Raw genomic sequence first — 14,795 nt, 5'->3', positions numbered from 1 at the left:
CAGTAGCGGCAGTCTATTTATTTGCAGTTGTTCAGTTGATACGTATGGACACGCACGTTCGTATCGTCGTCGCCCTGGGCTTCGGCGTGGTGACGTTCGCCGTCACGACTGTCGTGGTGACCGCCGGCTTCGAACCGGGGATAGAGTTCTCGCTGCTCATCGGACTTCCCGTAGGCGTGTCGGCCGGTCTGACTGCGCTGTTTGCCAGTTACGTCCTGCTGTGGCACCGCGATCAGGCGGCCGCCGGTACGATTTCCGGGCGCGCTGCTCGCCTTCGGCTGGCCGCGCTGGCGGCCGTCGCGGATTTCTTCGTCGTCACCGCGGTCGGCGTCGCCCTCTACGCGCTTGCCGACGGAAGCATGGGCATTGGACTGCTGGTCGCGGGGCTCCCGGTGACGCTGCCGCTGGCCGCCGTCGTCGGGTATCTCGCCGCCGGTCGCAGGCGTCGCAAACAGGGTGGGCTCCGAACGCAGTAACACGCGCTGTCACGACCGCAGGACTGGTCTACGGCTCCGGTCTGGTCCCGAGCGTGAGTTCGACTGTCTCCTGCGCCCCGTCACGCTCAACCAGCACGTCGACCGTCTGGCCGGGGCTGGTCTCCAGCGCGAGGAAGCTTCCGAGTACCTGCCGCGTCGGCGTCGGGGTGTCGTCCATCTGCCTGACCACGTCACCGCCAGTTGGAATCGCTGTCCCCGAAATCATCGTTTCTCCGTCGCTGCCCTGTAGAACGCCCGCCGCTGGACCATCACCGACGACACGGGTGATGTACACCCCTGACCCGGGGTCCAGATTGTTCGCCTCAGCGACCCGCGGCGACACACTCTGGAGTCCAACGCCCATATAGGGGTGGTCGTAGTCGCCGGTCTGGATGAGTGACGGCACGACGCGCTGTGCGAGCGGGGCCGAGATGGCGAATGCGACGTTGTCGCCGCCGCCGGAGTTGATAACGCCGACTACCTCGCCGTCCAGCGTCACCAGTGGTCCGCCGCTGTTGCCCGGATTGACCGGCGCGTCGGTCTGGACCGCGTCTGCGATAGAGAAGTTGTTGGCGCTCTGGAGCGTGCGGTCGACGCCGCTGACGATGCCCGCGGACACCGAGCCGGACAGTCCGAAGGGATTCCCGATAGCGACGACCTCAGTCCCGACCGTGGGCTCGGCCTCAGCAAACGAAAGGGGCGTCACGTCTGGCGTCGCACCGATGCGAAGGACCGCCAGATCGCTGTACACGTCTGCACCGACCACGGAAGCGGAGCGCCAGCCGGTGTCCGCAAAGCGGATGTAGTATTCGTCTCCGCCCTCGACGACGTGTTCGTTCGTGACGATATGCTCGTCGTCGATGAGGAAGCCGCTCCCTTGCCCGCCACGGGAGTCTTCGGCGTACACTCTGATCGAGACGACGGCATCAGCCACCTCCCGGTACACGCCGGTGTAGACACTGTCGGACTGTGCGGCTGCGCCGGTTGACCCTGACTGAGCCCCGGTTTCACCACCGGAGTCGCTGCCGGTCCCGGGACTCTGACAGCCAGCCGTGGCCGCAACGGCTGTCCCGAGGGCCCCTAACATCGCCCGGCGAGTGAGAGACTGTTTCATACTGGAGCGTGGGTCTGGGCTGCGAAAAAGGCACGGTCAGGACTCGATGCCGTCACCGGGTCGTTTGATCGCCGTTCGCTGTGGTTTCGGCCCTGCTTCGAAAGCGGGCACAAACTACAATCGTCCCGATAGCATACGGGGGCGCATGGCAGAGGATTCATCGGGAACGAACACGCCGACACCGGGGTTCGTGTTGCCCGGACTGCGATGCGGTGTCGAGATGGCACTCGTCGGGACAATCGTGTTGCTGATCGGCCTCCCGACCGAGGAACCGATACGGCTGGGCGTTGTCTTCCTGTCCGCGCTACTGGCGATGACAGTGGTACTGTTCTGGGCGGTCGGCCGGCATATGCGACGCTGGATCCGGTACGCACAGGGCAAACCGACGCGGACGACACCGTTTGATTAAGGGTGGTGGCTGGCTCAGTCAGCCACACGGTCGATATCGGCCGATTTAATAACAAATCTGGATTTATTTATTAATCAATCCCACTCTGAGCGGTTATTTTAGCAGCCGAATTAATAAGAACGGGTAGCCTAGCACCGGTAATGACGGAGTCCGACAGCTGTTCGAACGATGATGGGTGTGGCAGTGCGAGTGACGACCCCCCTCCAGCAACGCACTCGCACGATGGGGCCCACGTCGCACAACTGTCCGTCCCAGAGATGGACTGTCCCTCCTGTGCGGGCAAGGTCGAGTCGAGCGTCCGCGAACTCTCTGGGATCAAGGCCGTCGACCCGCAGGTAGCGACGGGCCGACTCACCGTCGAATACGACGAAGCCGAGACGGACGTGGACGCGATAGCGGCGCGCGTCGACGCGGCGGGTTACACCGTCACAGACGACGGCGGCGAGACACTGCGGTTCAGCGTCCCGGAAATGGACTGTGCATCCTGTGCCGGGAAGGTCGAGAGTGCGCTCGGCGGGGTCGATGGCATCAGAAGCGCCGAAACACGCCCGACTACCGGAACAGTCGTTGTCACATACGACCGGAACGCGACGGCGGAGCAGGACATCGCGGCGGCTATCGAGAGCGCCGGGTACGAGGTCACGGAGACGACGGGCGAGGACGACACGGGGGCCGGACAACAGGACGAGAACGGCTCGATCTGGACCAGTTCGCGAGCGCTGAAGACGTGGGTCAGCGGCGTGTTCGTCGCGCTGGGCCTCGTATTCTTTTTCGAGTTCTTGCTGCCCGGTGCGAACGCGCAGGTGGGAAGCGTTCTCGGGTCGCCGCTGCACGTCGCCGATATCCTGTTTCTCATCGCTGTGGCCACCGGCGGTCAGGAAATCCTGCGTGGCGGCTACTTCTCCCTGAAAAACCGGAACCTGGACATCGACCTGCTGATGTCTATCGCCATTTTGGGCGCGCTCACCGCCAGTCTGGCCTTCGGCGAGGCGCTGTACTTTGAGGCCGCGACGCTGGCATTCCTGTTCAGCGTCGCGGAGTTGCTGGAACGCTACTCGATGGACCGCGCACGGAACTCGCTTGCGGAACTGATGGACCTCTCGCCCGACGAAGCGACGGTCAAGCGTGACGGGGCCGAACAGGTACTGCCTGTTGACGACGTGCAGGTCGGCGATGTCGTCGTCATCAGACCCGGCGAGAAGATCCCGATGGACGGCGAAGTTATCGACGGTACCAGCGCGGTGAATCAGGCCCCGATTACCGGCGAGAGCGTCCCGGTCGACAAGACCGAGGGTGACGAGGTGTACGCCGGAACGATCAACGAGGGCGGGTATCTGGAAGTGCAGGTCACGGCAGCGGCCAGCGACAACACCCTCTCGCGCATCGTCCAGATGGTCGAGGACGCCCAGTCGAACAAGACCGAGCGCGAGCAGTTCGTCGAGCGCTTCTCGGCGTACTACACGCCGGTCGTCGTCGCCTTCGCCGTCCTCGTGACGCTGGCGTCCCCTACTGTATTTGGGGTGGCATGGTCGACTGCTGTCGTACACGGGCTGACACTGCTTGTACTGGCCTGTCCCTGTGCGTTCGTCATCTCGACGCCCGTCTCGGTCGTCTCGGGAATCACCAGCGCAGCGAAGAACGGCGTGCTCATCAAGGGCGGGAACCACCTCGAAGCGATGGGTGCGGTCGACGTGGTCGCCTTCGACAAGACGGGCACGCTGACGAAAGGCGAACTGACCGTCACCGACGTGATCCCGCTCAACGGACACACCGAAGAAGAAGTACTGCGGTGCGCCCGCGGGCTCGAACAGCGGAGCGAACACCCCATCGGCGAGGCCATTGTCGCGGAGGCGGGCACCGCCGGCGTCGAAAGCGCCGAAATCGACGACTTCGAGAGCATCACCGGGAAGGGCGTCCGGGCAGACCTCGACGGGACGCCCCATTACGCCGGGAAGCCGGGGCTGTTCGAGGACCTCGGCTTCGACCTCTCGCACGTCCACGCAACCACCGACGGCGGCGTCGTCACGAAAACGGCCCAGCAACTCTGTGAGCGCCACAACTGCCTGGACCTGCTTGAGGACGCTGTTCCCGAGCTCCAGGCCGAAGGGAAGACGGTCGTCATCGTCGGGACAGAAGACGAGATAGAGGGCGTCATCGCCGTCGCCGACGAAGTGCGCCCGGAGGCGAAAGCCGCTATCTCCCGGCTCCGGAGCCTCGGCGTCGAGCGGACGGTGATGCTCACTGGCGACAACGAACGCACTGCGGGAGCCATCGCCCGAGAGGTCGGTGTCGACGACTACCAGGCCGAGCTTCTGCCCGACGAGAAAGTCGCCGCTATCGACGATCTCGTCGAAGAGTACGACGGCGTTGCTATGGTCGGTGACGGTATCAACGACGCCCCGGCGCTGGCGAGCGCGACTGTGGGCGTCGCGATGGGAGCCGCTGGCACGGATACGGCCCTCGAAACGGCCGACATCGCCCTGATGAGTGACGACCTCTCGAAGCTCCCGTACCTGTACGAACTGGCGAACGACGCGAACGGCGTCATCCGGCAGAACATCTGGGCCAGCCTAGCGGTCAAGGCCGGCCTCGCGCTCGCTGTTCCGTTCGGCGTCGTTCCCATCTGGGCTGCCGTGCTGGCCGGCGATGCCGGCATGACGACGGCCGTGACCGGGAACGCGATGCGGCTCTCACGGGTCCGGCCGGCCGACGAATAGTGTCGTCGGTGTACTATTAAGTAGACGCCGCGAGTAGCGTGTATCCGGTATGGAACTCACATGGTACGGCCATTCGACGTGGCACGTGACAGTCGACGACACCGAGTTGCTCATCGACCCGTTCTTTGATAACCCACACACAGATACCGACCCCGAGGAACTGGACCCGGACTACGTGTTGTTGACCCACGGCCACGCCGACCACATCGGCGACGTGGACCGCTACGAGGGCAGTGGACTCGTGGCCACGCCCGAAATCGTCGAGTACTGCGAGGACAACTTCGGCGAGTTCGACGCCGTCGGCGGCATGGGGATGAACCTCGGCGGCACCGTCGAGATCGGCGACGCTTTCGTCACGATGCACCGCGCTGACCACACGAACGGCATGGATACTAGCTACGGCACGAGCGGTGGGATGCCGGGCGGATTCATCATTTCAGACACGAAGCCGACGCAGGTCAGCGACGCGGAGTCGACGACGTTCTACCACGCCGGCGACACCGGCCTCATGACGGAGATGCGCGACGTCATCGGGCCGTTCCTCGAACCGGACGCCGCGGCGGTGCCAGTCGGCGACCACTTCACCATGGGGCCGATGCAGGCCGCCGTCGCCGTCGACTGGCTGGATGTCGACCACGCGTTCCCGATGCATTACGACACGTTCCCACCGATCGAAATCGACACGCAAGACTTCGTGAACGAGGTCAAAGGCACCGGAAGCGACGCCGAGGTCCACGTCCTCGACGGCGACGAGACCTTCGAGCTTTAATCGGGTCGTTCCACGTCGGTCACGGTAAACCGCGCGCCGCCGTCCTCGCTGTCATCGACGGACAGCGACCAGCCGTGTTCTTTTGCGATCCGGTTAGCGATGTAGAGTCCGAACCCGCTGTTTTGTTTCTCCGACGCGTACCCCGCTTCGAACACCCGCTCCGGTGGCGAAATATCGACGCCAGGGCCATCGTCCGCGACGAAAAAGCCCGACGAGGTGGCACCGACGCGAATCGCAACGTCGGGCCCGCCGTGCTCGACGGCGTTCGAGAGCAGGATCTCGAGAAACAGGCGCATCGACTCTGCGTCCGCCAGCAGTCGCCTGTCGGATGTCACTTCGAGCGATGCCGCTTCGAGCGATAGCGAACTCCACACGTCCCAGACGACCGTCGAGAGCCACTGTTGTTCGGGCTCGAACGCTGGGGAATCGCTCGACGCCAGCGAGACGACTTTATCGACGATACTGGAGAGCCGCTCGATGGACTGCTCCACAGCGCCAATATGTTCGTCGTCGGCTTCGATCTGCGAGAGATGACCGGTCGACACCTGAAGTTCGTTTCGGAGTTCGTGTGCGGCCAGCAGCGCCACCTTCCGGAGGCGTTCGTTCTGTTGTCTGAGGAGCCGTTCGCGCTCCTTCTGGTCGGTGATGTCCTGTGTCATACCGATGAGGCCGACTAGCTCGTCTGTCTCGTCGTACCAGGGGATCTTCGACGTTCGGAGGTGTTTTCCCATCGACGGCGAGAACTCGTGGACGTCGAGGATGTCGGTCCCGTCGTTGATGACCTGTAGGTCGTCACCGCGTGCTGCATCCAGATACGTCGCCCCGGCGGGGAGCCCGTCTTCGTCCCGACGGCCGAGCAGTTCCGGAGGTGCATACGACGAATCGTTGAGCAACAAATAGTGCCTGTCATCGTCTTTCACGTACAGGTGTTCGGAGTACCGTTCGAACATCGTGGCGAGAATCGTCTCCGGCCGGGATGCCGGTCGTGCGGCCATGGTCTCACGGTTTTCGAGTGCCGCACCGACCGCGGCTGCCAGTTCCGGCGACCCGAGATCGTCGTCAGCAACCGTCCGAATATGCTCTCCACGGTCCGCCTCACTGCCGTACATTATAACGGGGAGGTTCGGGTAGAGGCCGGTGGCCGCCTCTGCGATATGCCCGCCCGCCATGCCCCCACACGTCACCGGGACGACGAGGCAACCAACCGCGGTACGTAACAGTGTCGTATCGACGCATTCGGGCTTGGCTGTCTCGACTGTTGCGTCGATTGCTGCCTGTTCAAGTGCTGCCTGTAACTGCTCTCCGGCAGCAGTATCGACAGCGATGAGGAGGACGGTCGGCGGGGACATCAACACGCCCACGGTTTGTACTGTGATTGTAAATAGGTTTAGCAGTCATGATAAAGATAAAACAGGATACAACGGCGGGACGAGTCCCTACGACCAATACTGGCCAGCGCCGTCCGTAGTGGCCGATCGTTTTCTGTGGAGGCCCGCTAACTGGGCTGACTGGTCGCTATAGAGCACGCTCGTATCACGATGGCTGTCCCCAGATCAGGGAACTGTTCGGTGAGCGTCGATAGGAAGGGCCGTCGACAGGACAGTCAATAGCCATCATGATTCTCAGGTGAAAGGATTCACAACATCCGAGTATCCGGACGGCCTATGGTCAGGTGTGTCCGAAACGTACGTGTGTGCCCGATGCCAGGAGGCCGTCGAGCGGGACTTCGAGGTTCGGTCGATCATCAGGACCTGCAGCGAGTGCGGCGAGAACGGACGGTTCCTCCACAGGTCGCTGGTCGAGTCGCTCTCTGCAATCGCCGCTGAGAACCGGCCGGACGGCTGGGATCAGATGACACTGGACGAACGGTTCGAGGCGGCGCTCAAAGAGGGGCTCATCACGGTCACACGGACGTGAGTCCACGACTCACTCGACGATACTGTCGGGGCTAAACGGCCTGTCCTGTGATTTGAGGCTGTGACCGGTTCGACTCAGTCCCACTTCGCACCGGGGTTCGTCACCGCACCATTGGCCGCGGAGCCGAAGTCGCTGTGGTACTTCGCCAGCACGCCGCTGTCGTACGTCGGTTCTGGGTCGTAGTCTTCGAGGCGCTGCTCGATCTGCTTGTCGGTGAGGTCGACCGACAGTTCGTGGTCGTCGATGTCGATAGTGACGGTGTCGCCGTCCTCCAGCGCGGCGATTGGGCCGCCGACGAACGCCTCGGGTGCGACGTGACCGATAGAGAAGCCGCGGGTCGCGCCGGAGAAGCGGCCGTCGGTGAACAGCGCCACGTCCTCGGCGTGACCCTGGCCGGCGACGGCCGACGTCACGCCAAGCATCTCGCGCATGCCGGGGCCGCCCTGTGGCCCCTCGTTGCGGATACAGATCACGTCGCCGGACTCGACGTGACCCTCCTGGACGTACTCCATGGCTCCTTCTTCCTGCTCGAACACGCGGACCGGTCCCTCGTGGTGGAGGTGGTCCTCGCCGGTGATCTTGATGACCGCGCCGTCGGGCGCGAGGTTACCCGAGAGGATGCGGATCGCGCCGCGCTCGTGGATCGGGTCGTCGACAGTGTTGAGATAGTCCACACCGAGATCCTCGACCGTTGGCGGATCGATCTGTTCGAGTTCTTCGGCAATCGTGTTGCCCGTGACCGTGAGTGCGTCACCGTGGAGCAGGCCGGCGTCGTTCAGGGCCCGCAACACGACCGGGACACCACCGACCTCGTGGAGGTCGTTCATGACCCGCTCGCCGCCGGGCTGGAGGTCGGCGATCTTGGGTGTCCGGGCGCTGATCTCGTTGAACGTCTCGATGTCGAGGTCGATGCCGGCCTCCGCCGCGAGCGCGAGCAGGTGGAGGACGGCGTTGGTCGAGCCGCCGACCGCGACCTGCAGAGCGATGGCGTTCTCGAAGGACTCGCGGGTGAGGAAATCCGAGGGGCTACGGCGTTCCTGCACTACTTCGACGGCGAGTTCGCCGGCCCGGCGGGCTTCCTCGTAGCGAGATTCGTGTTCGGCCGGCGGCGAGGCCGATCCGAGCGGCGCGAACCCGAGCGCCTCGGAGATAGAGGCCATTGTGTTGGCGGTGAACATCCCACCACAGGAGCCCGCACCGGGGCAGGCGTGCCGTTCCATCTCGTCGAGTTCGCCCTCGCTCATCTCGCCGTCGGCGACCGCGCCGACGCCCTCGAAGACGTTCTGGATAGTGACCTCACGCCCGTCGTGTTCGCCGGGCATGATCGACCCGCCGTAGAGGAAGACGCTGGGCAGGTCCGTCCGGATGGCGGCCATCATCATCCCGGGCATGTTCTTGTCACAGCCGCCGATGGTGACGATGCCGTCCATGCGCTCGCCGAAGGTGACGAGTTCGACCGAGTCGGCGATTATCTCACGGGAGATGAGCGACGCCTTCATCCCCTCCGTCCCCATCGAGATCGCGTCTGAGATAGTGATGGTCCCGAACTCGATCGGCATCCCTTCGGTGTCGTCGATACCCTCGTAGGCGGCGTCGGCCACGTCGTCAAGGTGGACGTTACACGGCGTGATGTCGGCGGCGGGGTTCGCGACGCCGATCATCGGCGAGGACAGGTCCTCGTCGTCGTAGCCCATCGCGCGGAACATCGCGCGGTGAGGCGCTTTCTCGTACCCCTCCGTCACTTCAGTACTTCGGAGGTCCGGGTCTTTCTCCGGACGCTCTTGCCGTTCCTGCTTGCTCATATTTGAGCGATGCCGTGAGTAACCATAAATAACTTGTACTCGCGATAACGTCCCACACGGGAGCGCGGCGAAACCCACCGGTGACAGCAGGTTCTTTTCCGTCGGGGACCTCCGCCGCTGTATGCCGACGGTCACGACCGCCGCGCGACTCCACTTCGGGTTTCAGAACCTCTCGCTCGCCCACGAGCGCCTTTACGGGGGCGTCGGGCTTGCCCTCGACGAGCCGCGGCTGACCGTCGAGGCGACACGGGCCGACACGGTGCAGTGCGACGACCCGGCAACCGAACCGTACGTTCAGCGAGTCGTCGACGCGCTTGACGTGCCCGGCGCTTCCGTCTCCGTCGAAGAGCGGTTCCCCCGACACGTCGGCCTCGGGAGCGGCACACAGCTCTCACTGGCGACGCTCATCGCCGTCGTTCGAGCCTACGACCGGACCGCTGACGCACGGACCTACGCGCCGCAACTGGGACGGGGTGGCCGGAGCGGCGTCGGCGTCGCCGCGTTCGAGTCGGGCGGGTTCATCGTCGACGGCGGGCACCCGACCGAGCGGTTCACAGCCGAGCCACCGGCGGAGGGCGACTGGGATGTGCCGCCAGTGCTGGCCCATCACGACGTGCCCGCACACTGGCGTTTTGTCATCGTCGTCCCGGACACCGACCCCGGCCAGAGCGGGAGCGCGGAAGACCAGAGTATGCGGCAAGCCGTCGAGCGCGCCGACCCAGGCATTGCCGACGAGATTTCGACGTTACTGACTCGCCGGGTTCTTCCTGCGATTGCGACCAGAGACCACGACGACTTCGGACAGGCCGCGGCGCGGCTGGGCCGACTCAACGGTGCGTGGTATGCCGACGAACAGGGCGGGGTCTACCGCCCGCCCGCTGGCGAACTCGTCGACTCGCTGGCGAGCGCCCCAGTTATTTCAGGGGCCGGCCAGAGTTCTTGGGGGCCAACCGTCTGGGGACTGACGACAGCGGACTACGAATCGGAGGCCCGCGAAGCGGGCGTGCTGGCACTCGATGCGGCCGATGTCGACGGAACGGTCCGCGTCGTCGCGCCCCGGAATACTGGTGCGTCGCTGACTGAATAGGAGCCAAGCGGCGGGCCGTTCAGTACCAGTCGCCGGAACTAACGACGACTCTTGCAGCCGCCAGTGCGGTTATCCGTCTTGCCAGCAAACCTCCGTCGATGACTGCACTGTTCTCACCGCTAGAACTTCGCGAGACGACAGTCCCGAATCGCGTCATGGTTTCACCGATGTGCCAGTACTCCTGTGACGCCCGCGACGGCCTCGCCACCGACTGGCACCGCACCCACCTCGGCTCCCGTGCCGTCGGCGGTGCGGGACTGGTCATGACCGAAGCGACCGCCGTCGAAGCTCGCGGCCGTATCTCGCCGGAGGACCTGGGTATCTGGAGCGACGAGCACGCGGCGGCGCTGGAACCGATTACGGAGTTCATCAGCGAACAGGGCAGCGTGCCGGGCATTCAGCTGGCCCACGCGGGCCGGAAAGCCTCCATTGAACGACCGTGGGATGGGCACGGTCCGCTCCAGCCCGACGACGGGGGCTGGGAAGTCGTCGGCCCGAGTGACGACCCGTGGCCGTACGAAGACGCCGAGGCCCCACCGACGGCAACGCTTGACCAGGACGGTATCGAGGCTGTCATCGATTCGTTCCGCACCGCCGCCGAGCGTGCACTCGACGCCGGCTTCGAAGTCGCAGAGGTCCACACCGCTCATGGCTACCTCCTACATCAGTTCCTCTCCCCAGTAACGAACCACCGCGAGGACGACTACGGCGGTGACTTCGAGGGCCGCACGCGACTGACACGAGAGGTTACCGCCGCTGTCCGCGATGTCTGGCCCGACGACAAGCCGGTGTTCGTCCGTATCTCGGCGACTGACTGGCTCCCCGACCGCGACGCATGGACCGTCGAGGACTCCGTGCGCCTGTCGGACCGACTCGCCGACATCGGTGCGGACTTCATCGACGTGAGCGGCGGCGGCATCCACCCCGAATCCCGCCCCGACTACGCCGGCCCGAACTACCAGCTGCAGTACGCAGAGCGGATTCGAGAGGAAACCGAGTCGGACATCGCCGTCGGCGCTGTCGGCGGCATCACGACGCCCGAACAGGCCGAAGCCGTCATCGCTAACGACCGGGCCGACATGGCTATCGTCGGCCGCGAACACCTCCGGGACCCGTACTTTACGATGACTTCTGCGAAGGAACTCGACGCGACCGACGAAATCGAGGGGCCGCCACAGTACCGTCGCGCCTGGGGCTTCTGACTGCCCTACACCTTATCGAGGTCGAGGTCGACGGCGTACCAGTCGAGCACGAGCAAGAACACCGCGCCGACGGCACCAGCGGCGACGAACGCGATGAGCACGTCCGTCGAAAAACCCACTTTCTCCTGAACTTCCACGACGGGGGCGCGCAGCGCACCGACGACGAGCGCGACGAGGAAGGCCAGCGTCGCCCGGCGGTTATAATCGAGCGCTCGACGGACGACGCGCGCGATGGTGAACAGCCCGACGAGCCCGCCGACAATGAACGTCACGACCGGCACGGCGGTCGTGGTCACGTCTTCGGTTGGGCCGCCAGTAACGAGCGCGATGAGCGCATCGACGAACTCGCTGAGGGCCGTCGACATACGGGTGTACTGGCCGAGGATGATGAGCAACAGCGACCCCGAAATGCCGGGCAGAATCATCGCGCTGACGCCGACCATGCCGGCGAAAAAGACCAGCGCGAGACCGCCACTATCCGTGGCGGCTGTCGACACCCCGGACACGTAGAACGCGAGGAGAAAGCCGACGACGCCGGCCCCTATCTGGAACGGAGAGTCGACTGTGAGACTTCGCAGTAGCACTATCGCTGAGGCGGCGATGAGTCCGAAGAAGAACCCGAAGAGGAGGGCCGGCGTTTCCTGGCTGGCGATGTGGACGATGCGCGTTACGATGACGACGGCAGTGGCGACGCCGGCGACCAGCGCGAGGAGGAACCAGATATCTATTTCGAGAAGTTCGGAAAACGCGCAACGTACATCAACACCGCCGTCAACCGGAGCGAGCGCGCGAAAGAACCGAACTATCCGGCCCGGGGTGACGGCGGTAATCGCGGCGATAAGTCGCTCGTAGACGCCAGCGATAAGCGCGATCGTGCCCCCGGAAACACCGGGGACGCCGTCCGCACTGCCCATACAGAGGCCGATGAGAAACGTTCGAATCCACGCACGAAGCGGTGGCACCGAGCCCCGAATCGTCGACAGGTCGCTCGGGTCTCGGTCAGGATGGGTGGTCATCACTGAACGATTCCAGTATCACGCTGAAATCCCTTGTGGAGTTTCGTCCTGTCATGGAAGCATCACAACGGCGGAGTCGAGGCTGGACAGGCAGCCCGCAACAGTGTTAGCTCCGCTGGGATAGCGTGAGCACGCCGTTCCTGAGTGTCTTGGCTGCGTCGGCAGCCGGCAGGTCGATGTCGAACTCCGTTTGGAGGTGCGGGGCGTCGACGGCAACGATCGCTTCCGTTCCGATGACGTCGACTGTCACGTGGTCGTCGCTAACCTGCAGCGAGTCGAGATCGACGGCGACCGTCCAGCCGTCGTCGTGGTCGGTGTGCGAGACGTGTAGCGGCGACCGTTCAGTTTGTGCGTCCATTCGTCACCCATGCGTATGTGTTACACACATAAAGCTCCACGTTCGGCGCGTGCCAAAGATCGCGGTGCAAGACAATGCAAGCACTCTGTGCTTACAGGGTCGGGCCGAGATAGCCCCACGCCTGCAGTCTGTCCCCGTCGCCGTCGATCCACCGTTCGCCGATGTCGTCACGGTAGTAGCGGTTCGGGATGAGGATGTCATCAATGCGCTCGTACGCCTGCTCCCGCGCCCCCTGCATCGTCTCGCCCTTGCCCGTGACGACCAGCGGCATCCCGCTTTCGCCGGCGACCCGCCACTGCCCGTCGACCCGCTTTGCGTCCTCGATGTGGATGCCATCGCGACTATCCGATTCGAAGACAACCGCGGCGTTGCGGGAGTTCTCGTCGTAAGTCTCCTCGTCGTCGAACGGGAACGGCGGGAGGACGACCCGAACCGCGACCTGATACCCACGATGGACCGCCAGTTCGGGGTCGCGCCCATTTGCCAGGTCGAGGAAGAACTGGCCCGTCTCTGACTCGAACGACTCCTCTTGCAGCGTGATTGTGGGATACCCGAACCGCGGTGTAAATTCCAGCGGATAGATGCCATCCTCGTTGACGATGCAGTTGATGTCGATGCTGCCGACGTAGCCCTCGTCGGCGAGCCAGCCTTCCACCTTGCCGAGCGTCTCCGCGAACAGCTCGTTCCGGCCGGCCCAGAACATCGAAGTCCCCATCTCGCCGGTCGAGGGACCGATGTTGCCCGGGAACAGCTTCTTGTGCTCGAAGTTGAAGTTGATCGGTTCGACGAACGACTCGCCGTTGAAGAAGCCACAGACGGCGATTTCGACGCCCTCGACCTTTCGCTGCAGCTGGAACCCTTTCATCCGATGGCCCCACGCCTTCTTGTATGCCTTCAGCACGTCGACGATGTCGCTGCCGTCGTCCTCGTTGCCGACGTAGAGCAGTCGTTTGACGTTCTGGACTTCCCCCAGCGGTTTGATTACGTACGGAGCGGGATTTTCTTTGACGTGCTGGATGCCGGCGTCGAAGTCCTCAAAGACGTGATGCTCGATAGTGTTGACGCCGTGGTCTTTGAGGACCTCCATCGCGTAGCCGCGGTCCTCTTCGAGTGTGTCCGTGTTGGGTGTCCCGCCAACGACGGCGTGGCCTTCGGCCCGGAGTTCCTGTGCAATCTCGCCGGTGCCGATGTCGCTGCCGACCCAGATGTCGTCGAAGATGACGACATCGGCCCAGTCGAGGTCCCCCCGCCAGTCGTCGGTTTTGGGGATGAACCCGTCGGCGATCTCCTGATCGCTGTCGGCCTCGATGTAATAGCGAACGTCGTGTCCCTCCTCGGTGACCTGCCACGCAATGTCGCCGATGAGCGCTGCGTCCAGCGAACAGAAGAGGAAGTTTGCCATGGCACGTCTGCGAGTGGGCACGGGGTAAAAGTTGTCTGTCCTGGCGGCCGCAAGTCACTGCTATCGCGATGGCAGCGAACCGGCCAGTCATGCCCGGCTGCTCGATATCCACTAATATATTTAAATAAACCCACTTCCGTAAGCCGAACCGTTTTAGTCCCCATCTGTAAATTCCCACGTATGACACGCGACGAACTCGCGTCCGCGAGTGAACTGCTCGAATCGGCGGCCGAAGACACTGACAGCGACGAGGCACGGGAGCGCCTCGCCGAACTCGCTGACCAGCTCGACACCCTTGCGACCGCCGAACGCGGCCCGGACCACGGCCGACTCGCCCGTATCCAGTCGGCGCTCAACGACCTGAGTAGCGGTGACGCAGAAGACGTGGCTGGCGCCATCGCGGACGCCGACGACGCGATCAACGAGTACCGGTCCGACCTCGAAGGGGTCTGAAGCGGCACTCATGCGCCAACGCACGGCTGCTCGGTGACTTTCTGCGAGAAAAAGACGGCGTTCGGACCGATGG

The 14,795-nt window shown here is 64.0% G+C and carries 14 protein-coding genes; 8 read left to right on the top strand and 6 right to left on the bottom strand.

Translation table 11 applies throughout. The features are described 5' to 3' along the window. Nucleotides 1–44 precede the first annotated feature (44 nt). Nucleotides 45–476 (top strand): hypothetical protein, encoded by a 432-nt coding sequence (locus C443_RS07490; RefSeq protein WP_005535238.1) that lies wholly within the window; start codon nt 45–47, stop codon nt 474–476. Nucleotides 477–504: 28 nt separating this feature from the next. On the opposite strand, the gene C443_RS07485 is transcribed toward C443_RS07490, so the two are convergent. Continuing rightward, complete coding sequence (locus tag C443_RS07485; protein ID WP_049943957.1) at nt 505–1,590, bottom strand: S1C family serine protease; 1,086 nt, start codon at nt 1,588–1,590, stop codon at nt 505–507. A gap of 145 nt (nt 1,591–1,735) precedes the next feature. Here C443_RS07485 and C443_RS07480 point away from each other — a divergent pair, with 145 nt between their 5' ends. The 3 genes from C443_RS07480 to C443_RS07470 all read left to right on the top strand — a co-directional run bounded on the left by C443_RS07480 (nt 1,736) and on the right by C443_RS07470 (nt 5,485). Then, on the top strand, nt 1,736–1,999 hold the full coding sequence (locus tag C443_RS07480) for a hypothetical protein (RefSeq protein WP_005535236.1): 264 nt from the start codon (nt 1,736–1,738) through the stop codon (nt 1,997–1,999). Between the two features lie 140 nt (nt 2,000–2,139). After that, on the top strand, nt 2,140–4,716 hold the full coding sequence (locus C443_RS07475; RefSeq protein ID WP_005535235.1) for a heavy metal translocating P-type ATPase: 2,577 nt from the start codon (nt 2,140–2,142) through the stop codon (nt 4,714–4,716). 49 nt (nt 4,717–4,765) lie between these two features. Beyond that, nucleotides 4,766–5,485 (top strand): metal-dependent hydrolase, encoded by a 720-nt coding sequence (locus C443_RS07470; protein ID WP_005535234.1) that lies wholly within the window; start codon nt 4,766–4,768, stop codon nt 5,483–5,485. Here the strand turns inward: C443_RS07470 and C443_RS07465 are convergent. Further along, the gene (locus tag C443_RS07465) at nt 5,482–6,834 is read right to left on the bottom strand and encodes an ATP-binding protein (protein WP_005535233.1); all 1,353 of its coding nucleotides are present in this window, start codon (nt 6,832–6,834) and stop codon (nt 5,482–5,484) included. The genes C443_RS07470 and C443_RS07465 overlap by 4 nt on opposite strands. A 325-nt stretch (nt 6,835–7,159) precedes the next feature. Here C443_RS07465 and C443_RS07460 point away from each other — a divergent pair, with 325 nt between their 5' ends. Beyond that, entirely contained in the window at nt 7,160–7,402 is a 243-nt protein-coding gene (locus tag C443_RS07460; RefSeq protein ID WP_005535231.1) for a hypothetical protein, read from the top strand. Nucleotides 7,403–7,476: 74 nt separating this feature from the next. Here C443_RS07460 and ilvD read toward each other — a convergent pair whose 3' ends face one another. Next, nucleotides 7,477–9,204, bottom strand: a complete 1,728-nt coding sequence (gene ilvD / locus C443_RS07455; RefSeq protein ID WP_005535229.1) for a dihydroxy-acid dehydratase — start codon at nt 9,202–9,204, stop codon at nt 7,477–7,479. A gap of 121 nt (nt 9,205–9,325) precedes the next feature. Between ilvD and C443_RS07450 the strand changes: the two genes are divergently transcribed. Then, complete coding sequence (locus C443_RS07450) at nt 9,326–10,291, top strand: beta-ribofuranosylaminobenzene 5'-phosphate synthase family protein (RefSeq protein ID WP_005535226.1); 966 nt, start codon at nt 9,326–9,328, stop codon at nt 10,289–10,291. A gap of 98 nt (nt 10,292–10,389) precedes the next feature. Continuing rightward, nucleotides 10,390–11,493 carry an NADH:flavin oxidoreductase/NADH oxidase gene (locus tag C443_RS07445; RefSeq protein ID WP_005535224.1) on the top strand — a complete coding sequence of 368 codons (1,104 nt, stop codon included), beginning with the start codon at nt 10,390–10,392 and terminating at the stop codon, nt 11,491–11,493. Between the two features lie 5 nt (nt 11,494–11,498). Here C443_RS07445 and C443_RS07440 read toward each other — a convergent pair whose 3' ends face one another. The 3 genes from C443_RS07440 to C443_RS07430 all read right to left on the bottom strand — a co-directional run bounded on the left by C443_RS07440 (nt 11,499) and on the right by C443_RS07430 (nt 14,269). Further along, nucleotides 11,499–12,509 carry a DUF368 domain-containing protein gene (locus C443_RS07440; RefSeq protein WP_005535222.1) on the bottom strand — a complete coding sequence of 337 codons (1,011 nt, stop codon included), beginning with the start codon at nt 12,507–12,509 and terminating at the stop codon, nt 11,499–11,501. A 106-nt stretch (nt 12,510–12,615) separates the two neighbouring features. Next, nucleotides 12,616–12,867, bottom strand: a complete 252-nt coding sequence (locus C443_RS07435; protein ID WP_004593300.1) for a DUF7127 family protein — start codon at nt 12,865–12,867, stop codon at nt 12,616–12,618. A gap of 91 nt (nt 12,868–12,958) precedes the next feature. Beyond that, nucleotides 12,959–14,269, bottom strand: coding sequence for a phosphoribosylamine--glycine ligase (locus C443_RS07430; protein ID WP_005535218.1), 1,311 nt, complete (start codon nt 14,267–14,269; stop codon nt 12,959–12,961). Nucleotides 14,270–14,449: 180 nt separating this feature from the next. On the opposite strand from C443_RS07430, the gene C443_RS07425 reads away from it, so the two are divergent. Further along, nucleotides 14,450–14,722 (top strand): DUF7553 family protein, encoded by a 273-nt coding sequence (locus C443_RS07425; RefSeq protein ID WP_005535216.1) that lies wholly within the window; start codon nt 14,450–14,452, stop codon nt 14,720–14,722. Nucleotides 14,723–14,795: the final 73 nt, after the last annotated feature.

Source organism: Haloarcula argentinensis DSM 12282 (genome assembly GCA_000336895.1).
GTDB lineage: Archaea > Halobacteriota > Halobacteria > Halobacteriales > Haloarculaceae > Haloarcula > Haloarcula argentinensis.
Note: the sequence above shows the minus strand (reverse complement) of the source record. Positions and strands in the feature narration are given on the sequence as shown.

Coding starts and splice junctions, on each gene's coding strand:
- C443_RS07490 (WP_005535238.1), top strand. CDS start 45: ATGGACACGCACGTTCGTATCGTCGTCGCCCTGGGCTTCGGCGTGGTG.
- C443_RS07485 (WP_049943957.1), bottom strand. CDS start 1,590: ATGAAACAGTCTCTCACTCGCCGGGCGATGTTAGGGGCCCTCGGGACA.
- C443_RS07480 (WP_005535236.1), top strand. CDS start 1,736: ATGGCAGAGGATTCATCGGGAACGAACACGCCGACACCGGGGTTCGTG.
- C443_RS07475 (WP_005535235.1), top strand. CDS start 2,140: ATGACGGAGTCCGACAGCTGTTCGAACGATGATGGGTGTGGCAGTGCG.
- C443_RS07470 (WP_005535234.1), top strand. CDS start 4,766: ATGGAACTCACATGGTACGGCCATTCGACGTGGCACGTGACAGTCGAC.
- C443_RS07465 (WP_005535233.1), bottom strand. CDS start 6,834: ATGTCCCCGCCGACCGTCCTCCTCATCGCTGTCGATACTGCTGCCGGA.
- ilvD (WP_005535229.1), bottom strand. CDS start 9,204: ATGAGCAAGCAGGAACGGCAAGAGCGTCCGGAGAAAGACCCGGACCTC.
- C443_RS07450 (WP_005535226.1), top strand. CDS start 9,326: ATGCCGACGGTCACGACCGCCGCGCGACTCCACTTCGGGTTTCAGAAC.
- C443_RS07445 (WP_005535224.1), top strand. CDS start 10,390: ATGACTGCACTGTTCTCACCGCTAGAACTTCGCGAGACGACAGTCCCG.
- C443_RS07440 (WP_005535222.1), bottom strand. CDS start 12,509: ATGACCACCCATCCTGACCGAGACCCGAGCGACCTGTCGACGATTCGG.
- C443_RS07435 (WP_004593300.1), bottom strand. CDS start 12,867: ATGGACGCACAAACTGAACGGTCGCCGCTACACGTCTCGCACACCGAC.
- C443_RS07430 (WP_005535218.1), bottom strand. CDS start 14,269: ATGGCAAACTTCCTCTTCTGTTCGCTGGACGCAGCGCTCATCGGCGAC.
- C443_RS07425 (WP_005535216.1), top strand. CDS start 14,450: ATGACACGCGACGAACTCGCGTCCGCGAGTGAACTGCTCGAATCGGCG.